Raw genomic sequence first — 24,630 nt, 5'->3', positions numbered from 1 at the left:
CCGCACGTCTCGGCCGCTTCGGCCCTGGGGGCCGACATCGCACGCCCGGTGGCGCTTCCGTACGGGCTCGTCGGCTGCGACGCCGAAGGCGACCTCGGGATCGTCCCGTCCACGTCAGATCTGGTTGGTGCCGCCGTCGACGTAGATGTTCGCGCCGACGACGTAGCTGCTCTGCTCCGAGGCGAGGAAGGCCACGACCGCGGCGGCTTCCTCGGGCTGGCCCATGCGGCCCTTGGCCACGGTCGCGGCGACGTTCTCCTTGACGGCCCGGGCGGTCTCCTCGTCGCCGAAGGCGGCGGTGCCCCCGGGCGTCTCGATCCATGCCGGCGAGACCACGTTGACCCGGATGCCGCGGGTCTTGAGCTCGTTGGACCACGTCCGCGCGAAGGACCGGACGGCCGCCTTCGACGCCGCGTAGGCGCCGAACGCTTCCACGCCGCGGTCGCTGGCCGTCGAGCCGACCAGGACGACCGACGCTCCGTCGTTGAGCAGCGGCAACGCCTTCTGCACGGTGAACAGGGTGCCTCGGACATTGACCCCGAAGGTCTGGTCGAAGTGCTCCTCGGTGGTCTGTTCCAGTGTCACGAACGCGCCGATCGCCGCGTTCGCCACGAGCACGTCCAGACCGTTGCCTCGCGCCCGGACGGCGGCGTAGAGCCGGTCCAGGTCCTCCGGCTTCGCGATGTCGCCGACGACCGCGGTGGCCCGGTCCGCTCCGATGGTCTTGACGGCGGCCTCCAACTCGGACGCGCGGCGACCGGTGACGAAGACGTACGCGCCCTCGTCCGCCAGCCGTACCGCGGTGGCCAGACCGATACCCGTGCTGCCCCCGGTGACCACCGCCGTCCTGCCTTCCAGCTGTCCCATGTGGATGTCTCCCTCACCGTCCCGGTGCCCATCTGTACGACATCGATACTGCGGGAGCAGAGGAGTACGATCAATCACGGATAGTCCTCCATTGTTTACGTATCGTCCAGGAGATGTCGTCGATGCTCGGGTTCGGGGATCCGGTGGCCGACGCGATCAGCCTGCTCCGGCCCCGCACGGTGATCGGGCCCAATCTCCGGGCCTCGGGAAAGTGGGCTCTGCGCTTCGACACGTTTCCTCACGTGCGGGTCGGGGGCCTCGTACGCGGCACGTGCTGGTTGATCCTCGAAGGGCACGAGCCGGTGCTCCTGCGGGAGGGTGACACCTTCATGCTGGGCAACCCGCCGCCTTACGTGCTGGCCAGCACGCTCGACGCAAGCCCGCGCCCCGCGGAGCCGGTGTGGGCGGGCGCCGACGACGGATTCGTGCGGATCGGCCCGGAGTCCGAGGAGGACCTCTACCTCTGCGTCGGGCACATCGCGTTCGACGACAGGAACGCGGCACTCCTGACCGATCTTCTGCCGCCGCTCGTGATCGTCCGCGCCGGCGATCCTCATGGCGGGCCGCTCGCCCGGCTGATCGATCTCCTCGCCACCGAGGTCGGGATCACCGCCGCCGGTGGCCCGCTGGTGCAGAACCACCTCGCGCAGATCCTGCTCGTGCACATGCTCCGCGCCCACGCCGGTCAGACCGACCGGCCCACCGGCTGGCTGGGCGCCCTGAACGAGGACGGCATCGGTGCCGCCCTGCGCGCCGTGCACGCGGACGTGGCCCACTCCTGGACCCTCAAGGAGCTCGCCGAGATCAGCCACATGTCACGTTCCGCGTTCGCCCATGCCTTCAAGAGCCACGTCGGGGTCCCGCCGCTGGAGTACCTGATCCAATGGCGCATCAGCCTCGCCCGCGACGCCCTCGCCCGCGACACTCTGTCGATCTCCGAGCTGGCGCGCGCCACGGGTTACCGGTCCGAGAGCGCGTTCAGCACCGCGTTCCGCCGCGTCGTCGGCTCATCGCCCGCACAGTTCCGGAACGAGGAACGGCAGTCATCACGCTCGGCCGCGAACGGAAACTGAAGGAGCCGTCCCACGCTCAGCCGACCCCGCTCGCGCCCGCGACTCATACGGCGGATCCGCGGGCCTGACGTGGGGACATCGGGTCGCGTCCTGCTTGCCACGGGAGCAGATGAGATGTCAACAACATCGATAGACTGTGCGTATGGACGTGACGCCGCGCTGGCTCGAGCCGGAAGAGAAGGCCGCCTGGGACAGCTTCATCCGCATGCAGGAGACCCTCATCGGACGGCTGTCCCGCCACGTCCAGACCGACTCCGGAATGTCCGCGTCCGACTACATCGTGCTCTCCAGCCTCACCGAAAGGGGCGGGGGGCGCATGCGGTTCCTGGATCTGGCCAAATCCGTGGAGTGGGAGAAGAGCCGGATGTCCCACCAGGTCTCGCGGATGACGAAACGCGGGCTCACCGTCAGGGAGGAATGCCCCGACGACGGCCGTGGAGCATTCGTCGTCGCGACTCCCGCCGGCTACAAGGCGATCGAAGACGCCGCGCCGATGCACGTGGAGCGCGTACGGCGCCTGTTCGTCGATGCCCTGACCCCGAGTCAGCTCAGCACGCTCGCTCTGATCTCCAAGAGAATCCTGGACCACATCGAGAAGCAGCCGGACTGACCGGGCGTCACCGTCAGTTCACGTTCTGCCCGGCCGCCAGGGCCTCGTCAGGTGCTTCGAAGGCGACGCGAATGGCCGCGGAGCCGGCACCGGAGCGCTGGGCTGAGGGCAGTGCCGCGCACGGAGGGCGTCGGCGCAGAAGGCGGCAGGGCGGTGGCGGCGGGCGAGTCGAGCGGTGTGGCGGGGTCAGTGGTCCTCGGCTGACGCGCGTCGGCCGGGGTGGGGGTGGGGGCGGCGCTGGTGCACCACGCCGTAGGTCTGCGCGAGCGCGGCGGTCGCGCGGTCGTACGAGCGCTGGGCGATGCCGACGAACAGGCAGTCGACCACGGCCAGTTGGGCGATCCGGCTGGCGGTGGAGCCGGACCGCAGGGGCATCTCGCGGACCGCGGTGGTGAGCACCAGGTCGGCGGACCGGGTGAGCAGCGAGCCCGCGAAGTTGGTGAGGGCGATGGTGGTCGCCCCGCGCTCGGCGGCGGCCTCCAGGGGGTCGACGGTGTCCACGGTGGCGCCGGAGTGGGAGATGCCGACCGCCACGTCGTTCTTGCCGAGCAGGGCGGCGGCGGTCAGGGCCGCGTGCGCGTCCGTCCAGATGAACGCCATGAGGCCGATGCGGTGCAGCTTCTGGTGCAGGTCCTGGCCGACGAAGCCGCTCGCCCCGATGCCGAAGATGTCGATCCTGCGGGCCTGGGATATCGCCCGTACGGCCAGTTCCAGGGTGTCGAGGTCGAGGTTGGCACCGGTCTCCTCCAGCGCCCGCGCCTCGTTGTACACGATTTTGTCCACGACCTGGGCGAGGGTGTCCGCCTCGCTGATGTCGCCGCTGGCCCGTAGCCGGTCCGCGCTCTGCGCGTCCTCGCGCGCCGCCGCTCCGGCCAGCGCCACGCGCAGGTGCGGGTAATTGCGCAGCCCGATCGTCCGGCAAAAGCGCATCACCGTCGTCACCGAGGTCTCCGCCTGCCCGGCCAGCGCCGTGCTGGACAGCCGCGCCGCCCCGGCCGGATCGCTCAGGATCGCCGCCGCGACCCGCTTCTCCGCGGGCTGAAGGGAGGGGACGGCGCCGCGGATCCTGACCAGTACGTCACCGGCGCGCGCGTCGTCGGGCGCCCGGTGCGCCGTGACGCCGGAGACGGGAGGGGCCGCCGCGGTCGGAGGGACCGCGGCGGACGCGTCCTGCGCGGTGGGCACGGGCAACAGTGCGCGCTTGGCCATGGCTTCCTCCAGATGACGTCAGCGACAGCGTAGCCCGGAGATGATGTTAAAAACGAACACTATGACCGCCGCTCGCGGTAGTTATTGACGCGTCAGGCCGTCATCTCCATACTTGCCGAATCACCGCAGCCCAAGGGCGGTCCGCAGCCGGACCGTCCGGCCATGCCGTACGCCCGGCGGGCGGGGCTGCGCGTACGGGGGACGGCGCCGCCGGGGTCCCCGTCCGACACCTCTGGCACCGCACCGCGAAGGAGACACAGCTCGATGAGATCTATGTGCAAGGCAGGCATTGCCGGGCTCACCGCGGCCGTCTTCCTGCTCACCGCGTGCGGGAACGACGGCTCGTCCTCCTCTTCCCCCTCCTCCGCCGACGGCAAGTCGCTGACCTGGTGGGTCATGAAGGGCACCAACCCGGACGCGACGGCCTTCTACGCCGCGGCGAAGAAGGAGTTCGCCGCCGAGACCGGCGCCACCTTGAAGATCCAGGAAGTGCAGTGGGCCGACGCCCACGACAAGCTGGTCCGCGCCTTCGCGGGCGGCGGCGGTCCCGACGTCTCGGAGATCGGCACCACCTGGACCCCGGAGTTCGCCGCCGCGGGCGGGCTCACCGACCTCACCCAGCAGATCGACTCCGCGGGCATCTCCAAGGACCTGATCCCCGCTCTGAAGGACTCCGCGACCTACGACGGCAAGCAGTACGGCGTCGGCTGGTACGCCGGTGTGCGGGCGATCGTCTACCGCAAGGACGTCTTCACCGAGCTGGGCCTGAAGACCCCGGCCACCTGGGCCGAGCTCGAGCAGACCGTGAAGACGCTCAAGCAGAAGAAGCCCGACATGATGCCCATGCCGATCGCCGGCGCCAGCTCGTACGCCTCGGCGCCCTTCATCTGGGGTGCGGGCGGTGACTTCGCCAAGGACAGCGGCGGCAAGTGGACCGGCACCCTCGACTCGCCGCAGGCCCGGGCGGGCCTGGAGTTCTACACCAACCTCGCGCTCAAGGACGACTCCTCCAGCGTCGGCGCCTCGACCTGGAAGGAGACCGACCTGCTCGACTCCTTCGTCAAGGGCAAGGCCGCCATGGTGATCCAGGGCAACTGGACCCCGAAGACCGCGGTCGCCACCGACCCCACCCTCAAGGACAAGATCGGCGCCTTCCCGATCCCGGGCAAGGACGGCGGCATCGCGCCCGCGTTCCTCGGCGGCTCCAACCTCGCGGTCCTCAAGACCAGCAAGAACCCCGATCTGGCCTGGAAGTTCATCAAGATGATGACCACCGGCGGCCTGAGCAAGCAGTGGGCGGACCAGGCGGGTTACTTCCCCAGCACCACCACGCAGCTCAAGCAGTACGCCAACAGCCCCGACCCGCTGGTGGCGCCGTTCGCCAAGACGATGCTCGAAGCGGGCAAGAACGTGCCGAGCGCGCCGCAGTGGGGCGCCGTCGAGGGCGACCAGACCGTGACGCAGATGCTCCAGTCGATCCTTACCGGCACCTCGGTGCAGAAGGCCACCACGACAGCCTCTGACTCCATCACCAAGACGCTCCAGGGGAGCTGACGTGGAGGACGTCACCGTGACCGACGGCGTGCGCACCGTCCCCGCACTCGCGGAGGACGCGCGCCGTCCGGTCCGGCGCACGCCGCCGCTCGTGGCCCGGCTGCGGCCGTGGCTGCTGCTCGCCGCGCCGCTGGCCGTGATCGCGGCGCTGCTGCTCTACCCGATCGTGCGCGTCACCTATCTGTCGTTCCAGCGCTACGGCCTGAAGGAGATCATCTCCGGCCACCCGACGTACATCGGTGTGGACAACTACCGCGAGGCGCTGGCGGGCTCGTATCTGTGGCACACCGTGCTGCCGAACACCGTGCTCTTCGCGCTGGTCGCCGTCGCGGGCACCATCGTCTTCGGGACGCTGGTGGCGCTGCTGCTCCAGACCCTGGGTCCCAAGTCGCGGGCCGCCGTCATCGCCTCCGCGCTCATCGCGTGGGCGCTGCCCGCGGTCACCGGCACCTATGTCTGGGTGTGGATCTTCGATCCGGACTCGGGCCTGGCCCGGCGGGCCTTCCAGAGTGTCGGGCTGCTCGGTCCCGACGGGTACAACTGGTTCACCGACCGGCTGTCGTTCTACTCGATCGCCGAGCTGAACGTGATCCACCACAGCTACCCGTTCGTCGCCATCACCGTCTTCGCCGGGCTGACCACAGTGCCGCAGGAACTGCACGAGGCGGCCCGGCTGGACGGCGCGAGCGCCTGGCAGCGGTTCTGGCACGTCACGGTGCCGGTAATGCGGCCGGTGTTCGCCGTGGTCACCGTGCTCTCGACGATCTGGGACTTCAAGGTCTTCACCCAGATCTACCTGATGCCGGGCGGCGCGGGCTCCAACCCGGACGTGCTCAACCTCGGTGTGTGGTCCTACATGAAGGCGATCAACCAGAACCAGTACGGGCTGGGCGCGGCCATCGCCGTCCTGCTCACCGTCGTACTGCTGGCGATCACCGCGGTGTACCTGCGGGTGCTGTTCAAAGAGGATGAGATCCGATGACTGCCAGATCCTCCAACTGGGTCAGGACCGGCAAGTTCGCGGCCACGGCGCTGGTCCTGCTGTTCACACTGTTCCCGGTGTACTTCATGCTCTCCACGGCCCTGAACGGGCGGGCGAGTTCGGGCACGGACAGCCTGTTCCCCACCCACTTCACGATGGGGCACTTCTCGAAGGTGATGTCCTCGGGGGCCTCGGGCGGCTTCGGCCGCTACATGGTCAACTCGGCGATCGTCACCGTGATCGTGGTGGTCGCCTCGGGTGTGCTCGCGCTGCTCGGCGCGGTCGCCATGGCGCGCTTCCGGTTCCGGCTGCGCACCACCGTGCTGGTGCTGATCCTCGTGGTGCAGATGCTGCCCGCCGAGGCGCTGGTCATCCCGCTGTTCCTTCAGATGAAGGACTTGCGGATGCTCAACTCGCTGCTGGGCCTGGCGGTTGTCTACACGGCCTTCGCGTTGCCGTTCGCGATCTGGAATCTGCGGGGCTTCGTGGCCGCGGTGCCGGTCGAGTTGGAGGAGGCCGCCTACCTGGACGGCTGCTCCTGGTGGCGGATGTTCCGCTCGATCCTGCTGCCGCTGGTCGTGCCGGGACTCATCGCCACCAGCGCGTTCTCCTTCGTCCTGGCCTGGGAGGAGTTCACCTTCGCGCTGACCTTCCTGTCCGACCAGAACAGGATGACCGTCGGCGTCGGCCTCGCGGAGTTCCTCGGCCAGAACACCAACGACTGGGGCGGCCTGATGGCGGCCTCCACGCTGGTGACGATTCCGGTCGTGATCGTCTTCGTGCTGGCCCAACGACGGCTGACCATGGGCCTGGTGGCCGGCGCCGTGAAGTGAGGACTCCATGTCATCTGTGAACACCGGGACCTCCGGGAGCACCACGAGCACGGCGCCCGCCGTGGACGAGCGGACCCGGCGGCTGGTCCATGCCGTCCTCATGCCGGGCTTCACCGGTACGTCGGCGCCGCCGTGGCTGCTCGACGCCCTGCGCGACGGCCTGGGCTCCGTCTGCTACTTCGGGCACAATCTGGAGTCGCCCGAGCAGACCGCGGCGCTGTCAAAGCGGATCCACGCGGCCGGGCGGGCGGTCATCGCGATGGACGAGGAGGGCGGCGGTGTCACCCGGCTGCATGTGCGCGGCGGCTCTCCGCACGTCGGCGCGGCGGTGCTCGGCCGCGCCGACGACCTCGCGCTGACCGCGGCGGTCGCGCGCGGGATCGCCCGTGACGTACGGGCGGCGGGCATCGACCTGGCGCTCGCGCCGGTGGCGGACGTCAACTCCGACCCCGCCAACCCGGTGATCGGGGTGCGCTCCTTCGGCGCGGACCCCGATCTGGTCGGCACGCACACGGCCGCGTTCGTGACCGCGATGCAGGCCGAGGGGGTCGCGGCCTGCGCCAAGCACTTCCCCGGTCACGGCGACACGAAGGTCGACTCGCACGTGGGCCTGCCGGTCGTGGGGGTCGATCTGGAGACGCTGCGGAGCCGGGACCTCGTGCCGTTCGCGGGCGCGGTGGAGGCCGGGGTGCGCTGCGTGATGACCTCGCACATCGTCTTCCCCGCGCTGGACAGCGCCATGGCGACCGTCAGTCCCGCCGTCGTCGCCCTGCTCCGCGACGGTCTGGGCTTCGACGGCGTGATCGTCTCCGACGCGATCAGCATGCTGGCGGTCGCCGAGACCATCGGCTTCGCCGAGAGCGCGGTACGGGCGCTGGCCGCGGGCGTCGATCTGGTGTGCCTGGGCAATCCGGGCCTGCCGCTGACCGGTGGCACGCCCACCGACGAGGAGGAATTCCGCACGGTGCTGGACGCGGTGACGCGGGCGGTCGCCGAGGGCCGCCTGCCGGTGGCCCGGCTCGAAGAGGCGGCGGCCCGCGTCCACGCCCTCGCGGACTGGACCCGAGGGGCCCGAGGGGCCCGAGGCGGCGACGTCTCGGAAGCTTCGGTGACGTCGGACGTGACGGACGCCAACGCCGCCGCGGCGCGGCGGGCACTGCGCGTACGCGGACAGGTCGCCGGCTCGCTGAGCGGGGCGGTGCGCGTCGTGGACGTGCGCAGGCGGCGCAATGTGGCGACCGGGCGGCTCTCCGACCTGGTCGCGGACGCCCTGCTCGAACGGCTGCCCGGCTCGACCGTCGAGGCGGTCTTCGCGCGGACGGCGACCGTCGAGGGCCGGGCCCAGCAGGGGGACCTGACACCGGGCGAGGCGCAGGACGGTACGGCCTCCCCCGGTATCCCGGCCGATGTGGTCCTGGTCGGCACTCCCGGCAGCGATCCCGCCCAGGACGCGGCGCTCGCACGGCAGTTGGCCCTCTCCCCCGGCGCCGTCGTCGTGTGCCTCGGCTGGCCGGGCACCGAGGACGTCCTGCCCGAGGCGGTCAACGCGGTCTTCACCCACGGCGAATCCCTCCCCACCGCCCGGGCGGTCGCCGCGCTGCTCACCCGCTGACGCCCGGCGGCCCTCGGCCGTGGGGCCGAGGACCGCGGGTGCTGCGGGTGGGCGCCGCGCGTCGGTGCTACGCGTTCGCCGCCGTGCGGCTGATACGGACGCGTTGGGCGATCAGGGCGAGGGCGCCGAAGACGATGACGGCCGCGCTGTAGACGACGGCGGTGCGGTGGAGGCCGACGTCGGTGGTGGCGAATCCGGCGACCACGGCGGGGATGCTGAAGGCGAGGTAGGAGATCACGAAGGCGACGGCGAAGAGCTCGCCGCGCTCGGCCGGTTCGGCGATCCGGGCGAGGGTGCCGAAGCTGGCCAGACCGGCGGCGCCGAAGCCGACACCGGCGACGGCGGTGCCGAGGGCGGCCGTGGTGACCGACTCGGCCTGCACTCCGGCCAGGCCGACGGCGGTGCCGGTGACCAGCAGGGCGGCGCCGAGCGCGAGGGTGCGTTCGGTGGGCCAGCCGCGCAGGGCGAAGGCGGTGACCGAGGCCGGTCCGCACAGCAGGGTGACGACGAGTCCGCCGATGACGTGGCTGGACAGGCCGAACAGTCCCACCGCGACCGAGGGGCCGAGCGCGAGGTACAGACCGCCCAGCGCCCAGCTCGCGACGAGGATCGGCACGAGTCCGACGAGGTCGGCGCGGAGCCGGGGGGCGACGCCGAGGCGCGGTTGCAGCGAACGCGCCGCGCCGGGCCGCCGCTGCGAAGTCTCGGGCAGCAGGGAGACGAGCAGGCCCGCGAGCACCAGACCGGCGAGCAGGAGTACGTAGACCAGGCGGGTCGGGTGCGGGCCGTACTGCACGAGGAAGCCGCAGCCGAGCGCGCCCACGCCGAGGCCGAAGGTGGGGGCCGCGCCGCTGATGACTCCGGCGCGGTGCGGTGCGTGCGGTGGGTTGAGGTCGACCAGGGTCGCGCCGAGTGTCGTCATGGCCGCGCCGGTGGCGATGCCCTGGACGAAGCGGGCCACCAGCAGCACGGAGACGTCTCCCGCGACGATGAACAGCAGCATCGCGACGGCTTCGAGCGCGATGGCCGAGACGAGGACGGGGCGGCGGCCGATGTGGTCCGACAGCGCCCCGAGCACCAGCAGCGCGCCGATCATGCCGACGACGTACACCGCGAAGACGGTGGTCAGCATGGACGCGGAGAAGTTCCATTCGTGCTGGTAGACGACGTAGAGCGGGGACGGCGCGCTCGACGCCGCCATGAACAGGATGAAGATCGCGGCGATGGCGGCGAAGGCGACGGGACGGCTCAGGCCGCGCCGCCGGGAGCCGTTCCCCGCGCCCGGTATCGCCACGGGCTCGGCGCCCCGGGACGTGACACCCGGGGACGCGGGGCTCTTCTCTTGGGGCGTCAGCGCTCCGGTCATACGACTCTCCGATTGCAGTGATCGTTGCGTTAGCGACGTTCATGCTAACGCAGCGATTGGTGCGATAATTTCCGCATGACCGAAGCAGTCCAGACCCGTCCCGGTGGCCGTTCCGCACGCGTACGGGCCGCAGTGCACCGAGCCGTCGAGGAATCGCTCGCCACGGAACCGGGCGACGCGCTCACCATTCCCGCCGTCGCCGCGCGCGCCGGGGTGCACCCCACCACCGTCTACCGGCGCTGGGGTTCGGTGGCGCAGCTCCTGGCCGATGTCGCGACCAGCAGGTTCAGCGGTGACATCGTCGTACCCGACTCCGGCTCGCTGGCCGGTGACCTGGAGCGGTGGATGGGCGACGTCGCCACCGACCTCGCCGACCCCGACGTGCTGGCCCTGATGCGCGCGACGATCGGCTCGGGCCCGGAGGGCGGCTGCGCGTGCACGGCCGACCGGCACGACCAGCTCCGCGCGATCATCGAGCGCGAGCAGGCGCGCGGCGGCAAGGTCCCGTCCTTGGAGCGCGCGGTCGACACGCTGCTCGGCCCGCTGTACTACCGCGCGATCTTCAGCGCCCGCCCCGCTTCCAGCGCATGGGCGCGCGGCCTGGTCGCCACGCTGCTGGCGACCACGTAGCCGCGGGGGCCGGAGGTCACGTCACCGCGATCGGGGAGCCTCCGGCGGCCAGGGTGATGTCGAGGGTCGCGGGATTCAGGACGTGGTCGCGGACGAGATAGCCCGCGCCCGCGATCCCGGCGCGGGACTTGTAGCGGGTGGGCACGATGCGCAACTGCCGGGTGGCCAGCGGGAGTGAGCGCTGGTAGATCACCTCGCGCACGCCTGCCAGCAGGTGGTCGCCGGTGGTGCCGAGCATGCCGCCGAGGACGATGACGTCGGGGTTGAGCAGGCTGGTGGCGTAGGCGACCATCTCGCCGAGGACGCGGCCCGCGGCCCGCAGGCTGGCGACGGCCTCGGTGTCGCCGCGCTTGACCTGGGTGACGACATAGCGCGCGTCGTGGCTGTCGCTGTGCTGGCGGCTGCGCAGGTCGCGGGCCAGGGCCCAGCCGCCGATCAGGGCTTCCAGGCAGCCGAGGTTCCCGCAGCGGCACTGGGGGTCGCCGAAGCCGCCGATGTGCGCGTGGCCGATGTCGCCCGCCGCGCCCTGGGCGCCGCGGTTGATCTGGCCGCCGATCACCATGCCGCTGCCGACCCCCGTACCGGCCTTGATGTAGAGCAGGTGCGGCTCGTCGCGCCAGAACCGCCGGTGCTCGGCCAGGGTGAGCAGATTGACGTCGTTGTCGATCAGGATCGGGACCTGCCAGGTCCTGCGCAGGTGGCCGCGGATGTCGTAGCCGTCCCAGCCGGACATGATCGACCAGCCGAGCACCTTGCCCGCGTCGTAGTCCACGGGCGCGGGCAGGCCGAGGCCGATGCCCGCCACCGGTATGTCGCCCAGTCCGGCCTGGACGATCATGTCGCGCACGGTCTCGGTGATCTTGTCGAGCAGGACATCGGGGCCCTCACCGAGGGCGAGTCGTTCGACCCGGTCGACCAGGATGTTGGTGTTGAGGTCGGTGACCGCGATACGGGTCCGCTCCTCGCCGATGTCCACGCCGATCATCAGCATCGCCGCGTGGTTGAGCTGGAGCGTCTTGGACGGCCGGCCGCGCGAGGGCACGTTCTCCGCGCCCTCGCGGATCAGGTCGGCGGCGAACAGCGCGTCGAGCCGCTGGCCGACCGTGGACCGGGACAGGCCCGTGACCTGGGTGAGGGCGGACCGCGTGCGGGCCTGGCCCGTGGTGATGAGTTCCAGGATTCTTCCAGGCCCCTCGTCGGCCCGCCACGGTGACGGGCCGCCTGTCGTCGTACTGGTCGTCGCAGTCATCTCACTCCCGGTCTCGGACGTCGGCCAGAGCTTAGTGAAGCACGTTCTTTTGTCGATGGAAAGACAAAAGATAAATATTTCTGCTTGACAGTCAGTGAAACATTGCGAAATATCTCTGTCATCGCCCCGTGCTCTGCCGACTGGCCGAGTTAACGGCCCCGCATCCAGGAGGAACCCCATGAAGATCACCCGATGGGCCAGCAGACCGGCACAGCTCGGAGTCATGGCCCTGGCCGGAACCTGTGCCCTCGCCGTCGCGGGGTGCAGTTCGAGCAGCGGCAGCACCACCGGCAGTTCCGGCGGAGCGGTCACGATCGGCATCGTCGAGCTGAACCTGAGCAACCCGTTCTTCGGCACCCTGGAGAAGGCGACCGAGGCCGCCGCCAAGGCCAAGGGCTGGAAGGTCATGAAGGCCGAGGCCAAGGTGCCCGGTGACTCCGCCACCCAGGTGACCGCCATCGAGAACATGATCGCCAACAAGGTCAAGGCCATCGTGCTCACCCCGGCCAACGCGACCGCGCTCAACGGCGTGGTGAAGCAGGCGAGGGACAAGGGCATCCTCGTGATGACCGTCAACTCGCCGCTGTCGCCGGAGAGCGCCGCGGACGCCACCTACGCGACCGACAACGTCGCCGCGGGAAAGCTCATCGGCCAGTGGGCCAAGGCGTCCTCGCCGCAGGACCCGCACATCGCGATGCTCGACTTCGACCTGTCCGACGGTCCGGCCAAGGGACGCCACGACGGCTTCCTCGAGGGCTACGGCATCACCGCCAAGTCGCCGCAGGTGGCGGGCACCGCGCTCACCCAGGGCACGATCGACACCGGGCAGTCCGCGATGGAGAACCTGCTGTCGGCCCACCCCGACATCAACGTCGTCTACACGATCAACGAGCCGACCGCGCACGGCGCTTACACCGCCATCAAGAACAAGGGCCTCGCGGGCAAGACCACGTTGGTCTCGGTCGACGGCGCGTGCTCCGGCGTCCAGGACGTGAAGAACGGCGTCATCGGCGCCACCGCCATGCAGTTCCCCAGCAAGATGGGTGAGATGGCCGTCGAGGCCGCCGCCGCCTACATCAAGGACGGCACCAAGCCGAAGGCCGGCGTCACCGACTCGGGCACCGTCCTGATCACCGACAAGCCGGTCAAGGGCATCGCCTCCGAGACCTCCGCCTGGGGCCTCGACCACTGCTGGGGTCCGAAGTGACAGGAACGACGACGCATGACGCGGACGCGGAGGCGCTGGAGACGGGGATCTCGCGCGGCAGCCTGCTCCGCGCCTTCGCCGGCAACCAGATCGCCGGACCGCTCGCCGCCCTGATCGTCGCGGTGATCGTCTTCACGCTGTCGACCAGCACGTTCTTCAACTCGGAGAATCTGTCGCTGATCGCCCAGCAGTCCGTCGTGGTCGGCACCCTCGCCCTCGGACAGACCCTGATCATCCTGACGTCGGGGATCGACCTGGCCAACGGCGCGATCATGGTGCTCGGTTCTGTCGTGATCGGCAAGATCGCCGTCCACAACAACCCGGCCCTGGCGCTGCTGGTCGGCCTGGTGGTGTGCGTGGCGGTCGGCTCGGTCAACGGCGCGCTGGTCTCGCTGCTGAGACTGCCACCGTTCATCGTCACCCTCGGCGTGATGTCCGTGGTGGCCGCGGCGGCCAGGCTCTACACCTCGTCGCAGACGTACCCGATCAACTCCAGCCTGCTGACCTGCCTCAACAACGGTGTGACGGTCGGCGGGGTGACGATCACCTACGGCGTGATGCTCTGGATCGGCCTCACCGCCGTCCTGGCCTACGCCCTCGGACAGACCTCCTGGGGCACGCGGGTCTACGCCCTCGGTGACAACCACAAGGCCGCCGAACTCGCCGGGATCAAGGTCAAGCGCCTGCTCCTCGGGGTGTACATGGTCGCCGCGGTCGTCTACGTCTTCGCCGCCTGGCAGGCGCTCGGCCGTACCCCGACCGCCGACCCGAGCGGTTACTCGACCGCCAACCTCGACAGCATCACCGCGGTCGTCATCGGCGGCACCAGCCTGTTCGGCGGTCGCGGCGGCGTCATCGGAACGTTCATCGGCGCGCTGATCGTGACCGTGCTGCAGAACGGCCTCACCCAGGCCGGCATCGACTCGCTCTACCAGCAGGTCGCCACCGGCGTCCTGGTGGTCGTCGCGGTCGGCGTCGACCAACTCGTACGAAGGAGGCAGTCGCGATGACGCACTCCGCATCCCTGCCCGACGGGTCCGCTCCCGGCAGGTACACCCCCACCGGGTCCCAGCCCGCCGAGTCCGGGTCCCATCCGAAGGTGCTGGAGGGCCGCGGCCTCACCAAGCACTACGGCCACGTCGTGGCCATGGACAACACCGACTTCGACCTGCGGCCCGGCGAGATCCTGGCCGTCATCGGGGACAACGGCGCGGGCAAGTCGACGCTGATCAAATCGCTGACCGGCGCGGTCGTCCCCGGCTCCGGCACCCTGCGTCTGAACGGCGAGGAAGTGCAGTTCCGCAGCCCGCTCGACGCGCGCAGGGCGGGCATCGAGACGGTGTACCAGGAGCTGGGCGTGGCCCCGGCCCTGGACATCTCGCAGAATCTCTACCTCGGCCGGGAGCAGCGCCGTCGCGGCGTACTCGGCACGGTCTTCCGGCAGTTGGACAAGGGCGCCATGCGCCGCGGCTCGGCCCAGCAGATGGCCGACCTGGGCATCCGCGTCCAGTCCATCCGGCAGAAGGTCGAGACGCTCTCCGGCGGGCAGCGGCAGGCCGTCGCGGTGGCGCGCGTCGCCGCGTGGGCGACCCGCGTCGTGGTGATGGACGAACCGACCGCCGCGCTCGGCGTGCGCGAGACGAACCAGGTCCTCGACCTGATCCTGCGCGTTCGCGACAACGGCCTGCCGGTGGTGCTCATCAGCCACAACATGCCGAACGTCTTCGAGGTCGCGGACCGGATCCACATCCACCGGCTGGGGCGGCGTATCGCCCTGGTCGACAAGAACGACACCAGCATGGAAGAAGCCGTCGCCGTCATGACCGGCGCCAAGGCGCCGGACACCCTCGTGGGCGTGGAAGCACCCGCCGGGGACTCCGCCCCGCAGGGCGCGCACGCGGCACCGACGGATCTCTCGAAAGGCGAAAATTGAACCCCCCAGGACCGGCCGCCGACCCCCAGCACAATCCCGGGGCCGACGGCGCGGACTACGACGCCCTCATCGACTCGGCCCGGGCGCTGATCACTTCCGGGCAGCGCCGGATCCTCGGAATCACGGGCGCGCCCGGCTCCGGGAAGTCCACTCTCGCCGAAGCCCTGGTGAACGCGCTCGGTGACCAGGCGGTGCTCGTCAGCCTCGACGGCTTCCACCTGGCCAACGCCGAACTGCACCGGCTCGGCCGCCACGCCTCCAAGGGGGCCGCCGACACCTTCGACGCGGCCGGCTACATCAACCTCCTGCGCCGGCTGCGCGCCCGCGACGAGGAGGTCGTCTACGCCTCGTTCTTCGACCGCGCCATCGAGGAGTCCATAGCCTGCGCGGTGCCCGTCCCCCGTGACGTCCCGCTGGTCGTCACCGAGGGCAACTACCTGCTGGTCGACGGGCCCCGGTGGGGAGCCGTACAGCCGCTGCTCGACGCGTGCTGGTACGTCGACCCCGACGAGGACGTGCGCATGGAACGGCTGATCGCCCGGCACATGCGGTACGGCCGGTCGGCGGCGGAGGCGTACGAGCGGTCGCACGGCTCCGACCAGCGCAACGCAGAACTCATTCACGCAACCCGCACCCGCGCGGACCGGATCGTCCGGGTGCCCGACGCGCAGTCAGCGCCGACGTCAACCGAGGAGCAATCGGCATGAGTGTCCTGGACCAGTTCCGGCTGAACGGCAAGGTCGCCGTCGTCACCGGCGGAAACCGCGGTATCGGCAAGGCCATCGCCACCGCGCTGGCGGAAGCGGGCGCGTCCGTCGCCATCGCGGGCCGGGACGAGGCGCGCAACGCCGAGGCGGTCGCCGAACTCACCGCGCTGGGCGCCACCGCGATCTCGACGAGGACCGACGTCACCAGCCGCGCGGACATCGTGGCCATGAACGAGCTGGTCACCGCGGAGCTCGGCCCGGTCGACGTCCTGATCAACAACGCGGGCATCGGCATCCACGGCGAGTCCCTGAGCATCGACGACGACAGTTGGGACCGTGTGATGGCCACCAACCTCGACGCGGTCTGGAAGGTCAGCCAGGTCGTCGGCGAGTCGATGGTCGAGCGCGGCACCGGATCGATCGTCAACGTCGGCTCCATGTCCGGCATGATCATCAACCGCCCGCAGTGGCACGCCCCTTACGCCGTGTCCAAGGCCGGGGTGCACCACCTGACCAAGTCCCTGGCCGCCGAGTGGGCGCCGAGGTCGGTACGGGTCAACGCGATCGCGCCCGGTTACACGAAGACCGAGATCTCGGACATCGACCTGCCCGAGTACAAGCACTACTGGATCGACGAAGTGCCCATGCAGCGGTACGCGCAGGCGTCGGAGATCGCCCCGGCCGCGCTCTACCTGGCCAGCCCCGCCTCGTCCTTCGTCACCGGCGAGATCCTCGTCATCGACGGCGGCTACACCCTCTGGTGAGCCGGCGGGCCCCGCCCCGCCCGCACCCTCTTTTCGTGTCGAAGGAGCGCTCGTGACGAGCACGTACGTTCAGCATGCCCACATACCCTGGACCGAGGACGACCAGCGGGCCGTGACCACCGCCCGCGTCCTGGCCATGGACGCCGTGCAGGAGGCGGGCCACGGTCACCCCGGCACCGCCGTCAGCCTGGCGCCCGCCGCCCATCTGATATTCCGGCGCTTCCTGCGCCACGACCCCGCCGACCCCCGGTGGCGCGGGCGGGACCGGTTCGTCCTGTCCTGCGGTCACTCCAGCCTCACGCTGTACATCCAGCTCTACCTCGCCGGATATCCGCTCACGCTGGACGACCTGCGCGCCTACCGGAAGCGCGGCAGCCTCACCCCTGCGCACCCCGAGTGGGGGCACACGCCGGGTGTGGAGACCACGACCGGGCCGCTCGGCCAGGGCATCGCCACCGCGGTCGGGATGGCGATGGGCGCCCGCCGCGAGCGCGGCCTGCTCGACCCCGACGCGCCCGAGGGGACAAGCCCCTTCGACCACCGGGTGTTCGTCCTGTGCTCCGACGGCGACATCCAGGAGGGCATCAGCGCCGAGGCCGGTTCCTTCGCGGGGCACCAGCGCCTGGGCAACCTCGTCGTCGTCTACGACGACAACCGGATCTCCATCGAGGGCAGCACGGACCTGGCCACGAGCGAGGACGTCGGCGCCCGCTACGAGGCGTACGGATGGCACGTGCAGCGGGTCGGCCTCGCGGCCGACGGCGACATCGACGTGTCCGCCCTGTCGCGGGCGCTGGAGGAGGCCGCCGCCGAGACGACGCGGCCGTCGATCGTCTTGATGCGCAGCATCATCTCCTGGCCGGTGCCCGGCGCGCAGAACACCGCGAAGTCGCACGGCTCCGCTCTCGGGGCGGACGCGGTCCGCGCGGCGAAGTCCGTCCTCGGCGTGAACCCGGACACCGCCTTCGACGTCTCGGCCGATCTCCACGACCGGCTGACGTCGGCGGCGCGCGCGGCGGGATCGGCGGCCCACCGGGAGTGGGACGCGGCGTTCGACGCGTGGGCGCGCGGAAATCCGGACGGGCGGGCGCTGCTCGACCGGCTGACGGCCAAGGGGCTCCCCGCCGCCTTCGAGGACGCGCGTCCGGTCTTCGCGGCGGACACCCAGGTGGCCACGCGGAAGGCGTTCGGGCGGGCGTTGAACGCGGCGGCGGCGGAGCTGCCCGAGCTGTGGGGCGGCTCGTCCGACCTCGGCGACTCCAACAACACGACGGTGGAGGGCAGTTCGTCCTTCCTTCCGGCGTCGAGCGCGCAGCCCGGCGCCGACCCGGCGGGACGCACCGTCCACTGGGGAATCCGCGAGCACTTCATGGCCGCCGCGATGAACGGCATCGCGCTGTCGGGCCTCAGCCGTCCCTACGGCGGCACCTTCCTCGTCTTCAGCGACTACATGCGCCCGGCGGTACGGCTCGCCGCGCTGATGAAGCTGCCGACGCTCTACGTGTGGACGCACGACTCCATCGGCCTCGGCGAGGACGGCCCGACCCACCAGCCGGTCGAGCACCTGGCGTCCCTGCGCGCGATTCCGGGCCTGGACATCGTGCGGCCCGGTGACGCCAACGAGACGGCCGTCGCCCTGTGGAAGGTGCTCGGCGCGGCCGGGTCCGCCGGGCCGACCGGTTTCAGCCTCAGCCGTCAGGACCTGCCGGTCTTCCCCGACGGCACGGACGGGTTCGGCTCGGCCGCCGAGGCGGTCAGGGGCGGTTACGTACGGTACGAGGCGCCCGTCGCGGACCCGTCGGCCGGTCCGGCCGACCCGGACGTCGTGGTCATCGCCACCGGGTCCGAGGTGCAGCTCGCCGTCGCCGCGGCGCGGGCGCTGGCCGCGGACGGGATACGGGCGCGCGTCGTGTCGATGCCGTGCCGTGAGTGGTTCGACGCGCAGGACGCGGCGTACCGCGACAGCGTCATCCCGCCGGGCGTACGCCGCCGGATCGCGGTCGAGGCGGGCGTCGGTCAGGGCTGGTACGACCTGATCGGCCTCGACGGCCGGTCGATCGGCGTCCAGGAGTTCGGCGCGTCGGCGTCGGCCGCCGAACTCTACGAGCACTTCGGGCTGACGGCGGACGCGGTCGCGTCCGCGGCGCGGGAGCTGATGGGCAGGTAGTGAGGCCGCAGCGGGGCCGCCGGTCGGAGCGCGGGGTTCGGGCGTCCGCGCAGGTGTGAGGCGCAGGCGTCGCAGGCGTCAGGCGTACGCGTCGTCCTCCGGCCGTCAGTAGTCAGCCGTCAGCCGTCGAAGGAGGCGGCCAGGCGGTTGCTCTGCGAGACCGGGAGTTCACGCTCGATCAGCGGGATGAAGTCGCGCTGTTCGTGGCCGAGGAACTGGTCGATGTCGGCCAGCACACCGTTGACGGTCTGGGCGCGCGTTCCGGCCGGACCCGGCGACGCGATGGAGCCGTCGAGGAGGGCGAGGAGGTACGCGCCCTCCTCGCGGTCGCGCCTGACCGCCTCGGCGACCGGCGGGTGTGACTCCAGCGCGCGCCCCGCCGTGGCGTCCTTGGCGGCGCAGTGCCGACGGAAGGCGTCGGCCACCGGCCGCAGATCGGCCGGGGCGGTCGTCTCCCTGTTGAACAGCGCCTGGATCATGTCGTGCACCGCCGTGCCCGACTCCAGCAGCCGGACGGACACGCCGTGGAAGCGGGCCCGGTCGGCGGTGGCGGCCTCGGTCTCCGCGTCCCGGACCGACTGGTCGAACTCCTCGGAGTGGTTCTGGATGTTGTGCGGCCCCTTGGGCCGGTCCCCCATGCCATGGCCCGCGGTGCCGCCTTCCGTCGCCGGGTCCCACACGGTCGCGCCCTGCCGTCGCGTTGCCTCGTTCATGTCCGGACCTCCTCCACCGGGGGCGAGCCGCGGCGCGTGAGCCGCGACACGCGGGCGAACACCCCGATTGTCCCCCTCTCCCCCATTCTCCGCCCCTCCACCGCCTCTCCACCCGGCCGTGTCCCCGGCCACCGGCGGCGGAGGGGCGGCTGTCGTACGAACGTGACGAGATGGACTCGCACAAATATTCGAACACGTGCCAGGATTGCCCCCATGAAGCAGCACGACTTCCCCGCTGATCTCATCGAGGCGCAGCGCGACTGGTACATCACCTACCGCCTGCTCGCCGACGCTCCCGCCGGTACGCAGACCACCGTGCTCCGGCGCCGCCTGCAAAGGCTCTCCGTCCGGATCTCCACCCATCCCTACTGGGCGTCGCTGCCCGGAACGGCTCCGGCCGCCCGGATGGAGCTCAAGCAACTGACCTGGGCCGCCTCCGAGCAGTCCCCCCGGCCGGCCGTGTGACCTCGGACTCCGGGCCGGGCGCGACCGCCCCCCGACCGTCCCGGCTCGTCGCCCCCGGGCTTGTCCCGCCGCCGGGGCATAATGCAGACAGATCTGTCCGAAAGGTGACGGCCATGGCGACTTCCCGGACCACCACGAAGCCGTCGGCGCGTGAGCGACTGCTCGCCGCCGCGGACGAGCTGTTCTACGCCGAGGGCGTGCGGAGCGTCGGCATCGACCGGGTCATCGAGCACGCGGGCGTGGCCAAGGCGTCGCTGTACAACACCTTCGGCGGCAAGGAACAGCTCATCCGGGCCTACCTCGACAGCCGCCACGCGGGCATCACCCAGCGGATCACCGACGCGGTCGACAGCCGCGACACTCCGCGCGAGCGGCTGCTGGCGGTCTTCGAGGCGCAGGGCGCGCTCTTCGGGGAACCGGACTTCCACGGCTGCGCCTTCGTCCGGGCCGGCGCGGAGGCCGGTCCCGGCAGTCTCGTGGAGGAGGCCGCGGACAACTACCGTGCCTGGCTGCGGGAGTTGTTCACCCGCCTCGCCGGTGAGGCGGGCGCCGCCGACCCGCGGTCGCTGGGCCGCCAGCTCCATCTGCTCTACGACGGCGCCGGGATCTCCGCCCGGATGGACCGCGACCCCTCGGCGGCCGTCGCCGCCCGGGCCGCCGCCTCGGCGCTGATCGCGGCGGGGACCGGTGACGTCGGCCGGACCGGGCCCGCCGTGACGGTGGCGGGTGCGCTCGGCTGACGCCCTCCGTACGACCGGCCCCCGCAGGGGACAGGCGTACGGGATCGGTCAGGCCCTACAGGCCCTAGGAAGCCCGGTCGTCCGGTCCGGCGCCGGAGCGCTCGCGCAGGATGCTCTCGACGGCCGCCGGATCGTCCGGGGTGATGAAGGGCCGGACGAATTTCCCGGTGTCCAGGACGAGACCTTCCGTCTTGGACAGCCGCCGCGGATCGAGGCTGGCCCAGTAGCGGGGGTTCGCGGTGCCCCAGATGCGGCCCTGCCCGCTGAACACGCCCATCTTCACGCGGGTGACCGTGCGGATCGACGCGTACGGAATCGTCTTCGTGCCCCAGGGGAAGTAGTAGCCGCGGATCCGGAGCGCGTCAGGTGTGCACTCGATCCAGCCGTCCTGGTAGCTCGTGCTCATGTCCCCGCCCTCTCTCCTCATTCCTCCGCCTCCCCACGGAACGGATGATCAATCCCGTCGCGGTCCGCGCGCGGTACGGCTTCCGATGCCGGTGCCCATGCCGGTGCCGGTTCCGATGCCGGTGCCGATGCCGGTCAGCGGGACGCGATGGCGACGAGTTCGGTCAGGGAGTTGATCCGCCAGTCCGCGGCGGCGGCCACGTCGGGGTCGTCGGCCCACAGGTGGCCCCAGGGCCCGCGGCGCAGGTGGGCGACGCGCAGTCCCGCGCGCTTCGCGGGGAAGACGTCGTTGCCGGGGTGGTCGCCAACGTAGAGGATCTCTTCGGGTTCGGCCCCCGCGACCTCGACGACCTTCGCGTAGAAGCCGGGGCTCGGTTTGGCGACGGCCCATTCCGCGGAGGTGGCGACCAGGTCGAGCGGCAGGTCGAGGCCGCGCAGCAGCTCCCCGACCCGGGCGGTCTGGTTGCCGGCGGCGAGCACCTTGATGCCGGCCTCCCGCAGCCGGGCCAGCGCGGGGCGGACGTCCGGGTACAGATCCGTCTCGTCCAGGTGCTCGCCCCGCCCGGCCGCCTCCCTGGCGGCGTAGGCGGCGGGGATGTCGAGGCCGGGGGTGATCAGCCGTAGCGCGTCGCCGTCGTCGCGCCCTTCGGCGACGACCGCTCCCACCAGGGCCGAGACGGTGTGTGACGGGACGCCGAGCCAGTCGGCCCAGCCCGCCCAGTGCCGCGCGTCGGAAATCAGGGTCTCGCCGATGTCGAACACGATCGTGGTAGTCATCGTCGTCACCCTAGGGCAGCCGCCGCGCCGCCCGGCGCGCCACGACCGGTCCTTCACTCCGTCGTGGCGGCCGTCGGCTCACCGGTGGACGCGCGGGGCGGGCGGACGGCGGCCCGTCTCACCTCACACGCGCGCGCTCTTCCCCTGCGGGCGGGGACGGGTGCGGCAGGAGCTGGTCGGCGCGCAGCAGTTGGCCGGGGGTGTGGAGCTGGGCGCGGAGCGCGAAGGTGGCGGGCGCGTCGAGCGGGGCGATGACGGTACGGCCGCCGGGCGCGCGGACGGCGAGCAGTTCCGCCGGGTCGATCTCGTCGGTGTCGAGGAGGTCGGGGCTGTGGCTGGTCGCGATGACCTGGCGGCGGTCGCTGGCGTCCCGCAGCGCGGCCAGCAGCGCGCCGGTCGCCGTGGGGTGCAGGGCGGTCTCGGGCTCCTCGACGGCCGCCGTGCTGTAGGCGCCGCCCGCGGGGGTGAACAGCGAGGTGAGGACGCCGAGTGCGCGCAGGGTGCCGTCGGAGACGGAGGGTGCGCCGAACCGCCAGGGCGCCTTGGCGCCGGGCACGTCCTGGGTGAACTCCAGGATCTCGCGGCCCCCGCGCGTGCGCCGGGTCACGCCGTGGATGCCCGGCACGATCTGCCGCAGATAGCTCTCGATCCGCGCCTTGTCCTCCCGGCCGCGCGCGCTCCGGCCCAGCCGGTGCAGTACCGCGGCGATGTCGGAGCCGTCGCGCTGGAGGAGTTGACCGGATCCGGGCGTCCGCGGCTCGCGCATGGCCTCCGGGTTGAGGGTGAACACGCCGATGTCGGCGAGGCCGTCGTGGACGTGCTTGAAGGGCTTGCGGGTGGCGAGGTCGGCGAGCAGCAGGCGGTGACGGTCGGCCGCGGGCATACCGGACTCGGTGCTGGAGGTCAGCACCCCGTCGTCCACCCGGTAGGCGGCCTCGGCCGGTGCGGTGCCCGCGCCGTCGCGGGCGGCGGCGGCCCGTACGGTGCAGTGCTCGCGGACGATACGGAAGCCGCCGCCGCGTTCGGCCGCGACCTGGATTCCGTAGCCGCCGTCGCCGTGCGGGCCGCGGAAGTCGAGGTCGACGCTGAAGCGGGTCGGGTGTCCCGCCGACCTGCGGCGGACCTGCGCGACGCCGCCGCGCCGGTCGAGTGCTTCGTCGAGGGAGGTCCGCAGTCCCTCGGAGACCAGGCGCAGGGCGTCGAGGAAGTTGCTCTTCCCCGAGCCGTTGGGCCCGATCAGGAAGACGAGCGGGCCGAGCGCCACGTCGGCTTCCGGGATGCTGCGGTACTGCCGCAGCCGGACACGGGTCAGCGAGAAGGAGGTGTCCTGCATGCGGCCAGTCTGTCAGCCGCGCCGCCGGGTTCCGCGCCGACCGGGCGGGTCGCGCGGCGGCGTGGCGCGGCGGAGGCGCGATCCGGCCATGAAGCGGCGCGTTCCGGGCAGGAGCGGGCCAGGGCCGGACGGGCCCTGGGAGCCGCGCGGGCGTGGGTGGTACGGCCGCGGACGTTCACCGAAGGGATCACCGCGTGATCGTGGATTGCGCCATCTACCGGGACGGTCGTCGCGAGAAGACGCCGGACGACCTGTCCGACGCGCTCGCCGAGGCCCGCGCGTCGGGGAACTGCTTCGTCTGGATCGGCATGCACGAGCCGACGACGAGCGAGTTCGACCGGGTCGCCACCGAGTTCGACCTGCATCCGCTGGCCGTCGAGGACGCGCTCAAGGCCCGTCAGCGGCCGAAGATGGAAGCGTACGACGGGGCACTGTTCACGGTCGTGCGGCCGTTGCGCTACGACGACGAGAAGAGCCGCGTCACGGCCGACGAGCTGATGATCTTCATCGGCGACTCCTTCGTGGTGACGGTGCGGCACGGGCACGCGAAGACGGCCGCCGACGCCCGTTCCCGTTTGGAGAAGTCCCCCGAGGTGCTGCGGCACGGTCCGGTGGCCGTGCTCTACGCGATCTGCGACGCGGTCGTGGACGACTATCTGGACATCGCCGCGGAGCTGCAAGTGGATCTGGAGGAGTTGGAGGAGCAGGTCTTCTCCCCCACCGGCGGCGACTCCTCGCGGGTGGCGGGCGTCATCTACTCCTTCAAGCGCCAGGTGCTGGAATTCCGCCGGGCCATCAGTCCGCTCTCGGAGCCGATGGCCCGGCTGGCCGGCGGCAACGCGCCCTTCGTGGACGCGCGCACCAAGCCGTTCTTCCGCGATGTCGCCGACCACCTGGCGCGCGTCAACGAGGCGGAGGAAGGGCTCGACCGGCTGCTGTCCGACATCCTGGCGGCGCATCTGACGCAGGTGGGTGTGCGGCAGAACGACGACATGCGCAAGATCTCCGCGTGGGCGGCCATGGCGGCGGCCCCGACGATGATCGCCGGGATCTACGGCATGAACTTCGACCACATGCCGGAGCTGCGCCAGGTCTGGGGCTATCCGGCGGTGCTCGGCCTGATGGCGTCGGTGGTGACCTTCCTGTACTTCCTGTTCAAGCGGCGCGGCTGGCTCTGAGCCGGTGCGGGTCGGGCAGTCCCGTTCACTCCTTGATTTCGCAGATGACGGCGCCGGAGGAGACGGAGGTGCCGACTTCGGCCTTGAGACCGATGACGGTGCCCGACCGGTGGGCGTTCAGGGGCTGTTCCATCTTCATGGCCTCCAGGACCACGATCAGGTCACCCGCGGTGACCTGCTGGCCCTCCTCGACCGCGACCTTCACGATGGTGCCCTGCATCGGCGAGGGCAGCGCGTCACCCGAGACCGCCGCACC

Annotated in this window: 25 protein-coding genes; 16 read left to right on the top strand and 9 right to left on the bottom strand. The window is 71.2% G+C overall.

All coding sequences use genetic code 11. The features are described 5' to 3' along the window. Positions 1 to 114: 114 nt before the first annotated feature. Positions 115 to 867, bottom strand: coding sequence for an SDR family NAD(P)-dependent oxidoreductase (locus ACIP4Z_RS34920; protein ID WP_401314547.1), 753 nt, complete (start codon positions 865 to 867; stop codon positions 115 to 117). 113 nt (positions 868 to 980) lie between these two features. Between ACIP4Z_RS34920 and ACIP4Z_RS34915 the strand changes: the two genes are divergently transcribed. After that, positions 981 to 1,940 carry an AraC family transcriptional regulator gene (locus tag ACIP4Z_RS34915; protein WP_401314545.1) on the top strand — a complete coding sequence of 320 codons (960 nt, stop codon included), beginning with the start codon at positions 981 to 983 and terminating at the stop codon, positions 1,938 to 1,940. A 142-nt stretch (positions 1,941 to 2,082) separates the two neighbouring features. After that, positions 2,083 to 2,550, top strand: coding sequence for a MarR family transcriptional regulator (locus ACIP4Z_RS34910; RefSeq protein WP_391052476.1), 468 nt, complete (start codon positions 2,083 to 2,085; stop codon positions 2,548 to 2,550). Positions 2,551 to 2,736: 186 nt separating this feature from the next. On the opposite strand, the gene ACIP4Z_RS34905 is transcribed toward ACIP4Z_RS34910, so the two are convergent. After that, positions 2,737 to 3,759 (bottom strand): SIS domain-containing protein, encoded by a 1,023-nt coding sequence (locus tag ACIP4Z_RS34905; RefSeq protein ID WP_391052478.1) that lies wholly within the window; start codon positions 3,757 to 3,759, stop codon positions 2,737 to 2,739. Between the two features lie 264 nt (positions 3,760 to 4,023). Between ACIP4Z_RS34905 and ACIP4Z_RS34900 the strand changes: the two genes are divergently transcribed. The 4 genes from ACIP4Z_RS34900 to ACIP4Z_RS34885 are packed head-to-tail and all read left to right on the top strand — an operon-like array spanning position 4,024 to position 8,740. After that, a complete protein-coding gene (locus tag ACIP4Z_RS34900) occupies positions 4,024 to 5,313 on the top strand; it encodes a sugar ABC transporter substrate-binding protein (RefSeq protein ID WP_355347582.1) in 1,290 nt (429 codons plus the stop codon). Between the two features lies 1 nt (position 5,314). After that, the gene (locus ACIP4Z_RS34895) at positions 5,315 to 6,295 is read left to right on the top strand and encodes an ABC transporter permease subunit (RefSeq protein ID WP_391164280.1); all 981 of its coding nucleotides are present in this window, start codon (positions 5,315 to 5,317) and stop codon (positions 6,293 to 6,295) included. After that, on the top strand, positions 6,292 to 7,128 hold the full coding sequence (locus tag ACIP4Z_RS34890; protein WP_355347589.1) for a carbohydrate ABC transporter permease: 837 nt from the start codon (positions 6,292 to 6,294) through the stop codon (positions 7,126 to 7,128). Before ACIP4Z_RS34895 ends, ACIP4Z_RS34890 begins: the two co-directional genes overlap by 4 nt. A gap of 7 nt (positions 7,129 to 7,135) precedes the next feature. Continuing rightward, positions 7,136 to 8,740: a glycoside hydrolase family 3 N-terminal domain-containing protein gene (locus ACIP4Z_RS34885; RefSeq protein ID WP_401314539.1), complete on the top strand. Its 1,605-nt coding sequence runs from the start codon at positions 7,136 to 7,138 to the stop codon at positions 8,738 to 8,740. 67 nt (positions 8,741 to 8,807) lie between these two features. Here the strand turns inward: ACIP4Z_RS34885 and ACIP4Z_RS34880 are convergent, their stop codons facing one another. Continuing rightward, a complete protein-coding gene (locus tag ACIP4Z_RS34880) occupies positions 8,808 to 10,106 on the bottom strand; it encodes an MFS transporter (RefSeq protein WP_401314537.1) in 1,299 nt (432 codons plus the stop codon). Between the two features lie 75 nt (positions 10,107 to 10,181). Between ACIP4Z_RS34880 and ACIP4Z_RS34875 the strand changes: the two genes are divergently transcribed. Beyond that, positions 10,182 to 10,736 carry a TetR/AcrR family transcriptional regulator C-terminal ligand-binding domain-containing protein gene (locus tag ACIP4Z_RS34875; RefSeq protein ID WP_355347598.1) on the top strand — a complete coding sequence of 185 codons (555 nt, stop codon included), beginning with the start codon at positions 10,182 to 10,184 and terminating at the stop codon, positions 10,734 to 10,736. A 16-nt stretch (positions 10,737 to 10,752) separates the two neighbouring features. Here ACIP4Z_RS34875 and ACIP4Z_RS34870 read toward each other — a convergent pair whose 3' ends face one another. After that, positions 10,753 to 11,985 (bottom strand): ROK family protein, encoded by a 1,233-nt coding sequence (locus tag ACIP4Z_RS34870; RefSeq protein ID WP_355347602.1) that lies wholly within the window; start codon positions 11,983 to 11,985, stop codon positions 10,753 to 10,755. A 178-nt stretch (positions 11,986 to 12,163) separates the two neighbouring features. On the opposite strand from ACIP4Z_RS34870, the gene ACIP4Z_RS34865 reads away from it, so the two are divergent. From ACIP4Z_RS34865 to tkt, 6 genes are all read left to right on the top strand, one after another. Continuing rightward, complete coding sequence (locus ACIP4Z_RS34865; RefSeq protein WP_355347605.1) at positions 12,164 to 13,192, top strand: substrate-binding domain-containing protein; 1,029 nt, start codon at positions 12,164 to 12,166, stop codon at positions 13,190 to 13,192. After that, positions 13,189 to 14,202 (top strand): ABC transporter permease, encoded by a 1,014-nt coding sequence (locus tag ACIP4Z_RS34860; protein ID WP_355347608.1) that lies wholly within the window; start codon positions 13,189 to 13,191, stop codon positions 14,200 to 14,202. Before ACIP4Z_RS34865 ends, ACIP4Z_RS34860 begins: the two co-directional genes overlap by 4 nt. A gap of 137 nt (positions 14,203 to 14,339) precedes the next feature. Then, positions 14,340 to 15,125 carry an ATP-binding cassette domain-containing protein gene (locus ACIP4Z_RS34855; protein WP_391128062.1) on the top strand — a complete coding sequence of 262 codons (786 nt, stop codon included), beginning with the start codon at positions 14,340 to 14,342 and terminating at the stop codon, positions 15,123 to 15,125. Further along, entirely contained in the window at positions 15,122 to 15,832 is a 711-nt protein-coding gene (locus ACIP4Z_RS34850) for a nucleoside/nucleotide kinase family protein (protein WP_355347614.1), read from the top strand. The genes ACIP4Z_RS34855 and ACIP4Z_RS34850 overlap by 4 nt, the downstream gene beginning before the upstream one ends. Next, complete coding sequence (locus ACIP4Z_RS34845) at positions 15,829 to 16,596, top strand: SDR family NAD(P)-dependent oxidoreductase (protein ID WP_401314533.1); 768 nt, start codon at positions 15,829 to 15,831, stop codon at positions 16,594 to 16,596. Before ACIP4Z_RS34850 ends, ACIP4Z_RS34845 begins: the two co-directional genes overlap by 4 nt. A gap of 52 nt (positions 16,597 to 16,648) precedes the next feature. After that, on the top strand, positions 16,649 to 18,763 hold the full coding sequence (tkt, locus tag ACIP4Z_RS34840) for a transketolase (protein ID WP_391052500.1): 2,115 nt from the start codon (positions 16,649 to 16,651) through the stop codon (positions 18,761 to 18,763). 119 nt (positions 18,764 to 18,882) lie between these two features. Here tkt and ACIP4Z_RS34835 read toward each other — a convergent pair whose 3' ends face one another. Further along, positions 18,883 to 19,476, bottom strand: coding sequence for a hypothetical protein (locus tag ACIP4Z_RS34835; RefSeq protein WP_401314531.1), 594 nt, complete (start codon positions 19,474 to 19,476; stop codon positions 18,883 to 18,885). Between the two features lie 213 nt (positions 19,477 to 19,689). On the opposite strand from ACIP4Z_RS34835, the gene ACIP4Z_RS34830 reads away from it, so the two are divergent. Beyond that, a complete protein-coding gene (locus ACIP4Z_RS34830; protein WP_355347625.1) occupies positions 19,690 to 19,941 on the top strand; it encodes a hypothetical protein in 252 nt (83 codons plus the stop codon). 113 nt (positions 19,942 to 20,054) lie between these two features. Continuing rightward, a complete protein-coding gene (locus ACIP4Z_RS34825; protein ID WP_401314529.1) occupies positions 20,055 to 20,681 on the top strand; it encodes a TetR/AcrR family transcriptional regulator in 627 nt (208 codons plus the stop codon). A gap of 64 nt (positions 20,682 to 20,745) precedes the next feature. On the opposite strand, the gene ACIP4Z_RS34820 is transcribed toward ACIP4Z_RS34825, so the two are convergent. From ACIP4Z_RS34820 to ACIP4Z_RS34810, 3 genes are all read right to left on the bottom strand, one after another. Beyond that, positions 20,746 to 21,087, bottom strand: coding sequence for a hypothetical protein (locus ACIP4Z_RS34820; protein ID WP_391164284.1), 342 nt, complete (start codon positions 21,085 to 21,087; stop codon positions 20,746 to 20,748). Positions 21,088 to 21,221: 134 nt separating this feature from the next. Further along, positions 21,222 to 21,863: an HAD-IIIA family hydrolase gene (locus ACIP4Z_RS34815; RefSeq protein WP_355347634.1), complete on the bottom strand. Its 642-nt coding sequence runs from the start codon at positions 21,861 to 21,863 to the stop codon at positions 21,222 to 21,224. 118 nt (positions 21,864 to 21,981) lie between these two features. After that, positions 21,982 to 23,196, bottom strand: coding sequence for an AAA family ATPase (locus ACIP4Z_RS34810; protein WP_401314527.1), 1,215 nt, complete (start codon positions 23,194 to 23,196; stop codon positions 21,982 to 21,984). 194 nt (positions 23,197 to 23,390) lie between these two features. Between ACIP4Z_RS34810 and corA the strand changes: the two genes are divergently transcribed. Beyond that, positions 23,391 to 24,374, top strand: coding sequence for a magnesium/cobalt transporter CorA (corA, locus tag ACIP4Z_RS34805; protein WP_355347640.1), 984 nt, complete (start codon positions 23,391 to 23,393; stop codon positions 24,372 to 24,374). Between the two features lie 25 nt (positions 24,375 to 24,399). Here the strand turns inward: corA and ACIP4Z_RS34800 are convergent. After that, positions 24,400 to 24,630 (bottom strand): acetyl-CoA carboxylase biotin carboxyl carrier protein subunit (locus ACIP4Z_RS34800; protein WP_401314525.1); only part of this gene is annotated, 231 nt, incomplete at its 5' end.

The organism is Streptomyces sp. NPDC088910, from assembly GCF_044749865.1.
Taxonomy (GTDB): Bacteria; Actinomycetota; Actinomycetes; order Streptomycetales; family Streptomycetaceae; genus Actinacidiphila.
Note: the sequence above shows the minus strand (reverse complement) of the source record. Positions and strands in the feature narration are given on the sequence as shown.

Coding starts and splice junctions, on each gene's coding strand:
- ACIP4Z_RS34920 (WP_401314547.1), bottom strand. CDS start 867: ATGGGACAGCTGGAAGGCAGGACGGCGGTGGTCACCGGGGGCAGCACG.
- ACIP4Z_RS34915 (WP_401314545.1), top strand. CDS start 981: ATGTCGTCGATGCTCGGGTTCGGGGATCCGGTGGCCGACGCGATCAGC.
- ACIP4Z_RS34910 (WP_391052476.1), top strand. CDS start 2,083: ATGGACGTGACGCCGCGCTGGCTCGAGCCGGAAGAGAAGGCCGCCTGG.
- ACIP4Z_RS34905 (WP_391052478.1), bottom strand. CDS start 3,759: ATGGCCAAGCGCGCACTGTTGCCCGTGCCCACCGCGCAGGACGCGTCC.
- ACIP4Z_RS34900 (WP_355347582.1), top strand. CDS start 4,024: ATGAGATCTATGTGCAAGGCAGGCATTGCCGGGCTCACCGCGGCCGTC.
- ACIP4Z_RS34890 (WP_355347589.1), top strand. CDS start 6,292: ATGACTGCCAGATCCTCCAACTGGGTCAGGACCGGCAAGTTCGCGGCC.
- ACIP4Z_RS34885 (WP_401314539.1), top strand. CDS start 7,136: ATGTCATCTGTGAACACCGGGACCTCCGGGAGCACCACGAGCACGGCG.
- ACIP4Z_RS34880 (WP_401314537.1), bottom strand. CDS start 10,106: ATGACCGGAGCGCTGACGCCCCAAGAGAAGAGCCCCGCGTCCCCGGGT.
- ACIP4Z_RS34875 (WP_355347598.1), top strand. CDS start 10,182: ATGACCGAAGCAGTCCAGACCCGTCCCGGTGGCCGTTCCGCACGCGTA.
- ACIP4Z_RS34870 (WP_355347602.1), bottom strand. CDS start 11,985: ATGACTGCGACGACCAGTACGACGACAGGCGGCCCGTCACCGTGGCGG.
- ACIP4Z_RS34865 (WP_355347605.1), top strand. CDS start 12,164: ATGAAGATCACCCGATGGGCCAGCAGACCGGCACAGCTCGGAGTCATG.
- ACIP4Z_RS34855 (WP_391128062.1), top strand. CDS start 14,340: ATGGACAACACCGACTTCGACCTGCGGCCCGGCGAGATCCTGGCCGTC.
- ACIP4Z_RS34845 (WP_401314533.1), top strand. CDS start 15,829: ATGAGTGTCCTGGACCAGTTCCGGCTGAACGGCAAGGTCGCCGTCGTC.
- ACIP4Z_RS34835 (WP_401314531.1), bottom strand. CDS start 19,476: ATGAACGAGGCAACGCGACGGCAGGGCGCGACCGTGTGGGACCCGGCG.
- ACIP4Z_RS34830 (WP_355347625.1), top strand. CDS start 19,690: ATGAAGCAGCACGACTTCCCCGCTGATCTCATCGAGGCGCAGCGCGAC.
- ACIP4Z_RS34825 (WP_401314529.1), top strand. CDS start 20,055: ATGGCGACTTCCCGGACCACCACGAAGCCGTCGGCGCGTGAGCGACTG.
- ACIP4Z_RS34820 (WP_391164284.1), bottom strand. CDS start 21,087: ATGAGCACGAGCTACCAGGACGGCTGGATCGAGTGCACACCTGACGCG.
- ACIP4Z_RS34815 (WP_355347634.1), bottom strand. CDS start 21,863: ATGACTACCACGATCGTGTTCGACATCGGCGAGACCCTGATTTCCGAC.
- ACIP4Z_RS34810 (WP_401314527.1), bottom strand. CDS start 23,196: ATGCAGGACACCTCCTTCTCGCTGACCCGTGTCCGGCTGCGGCAGTAC.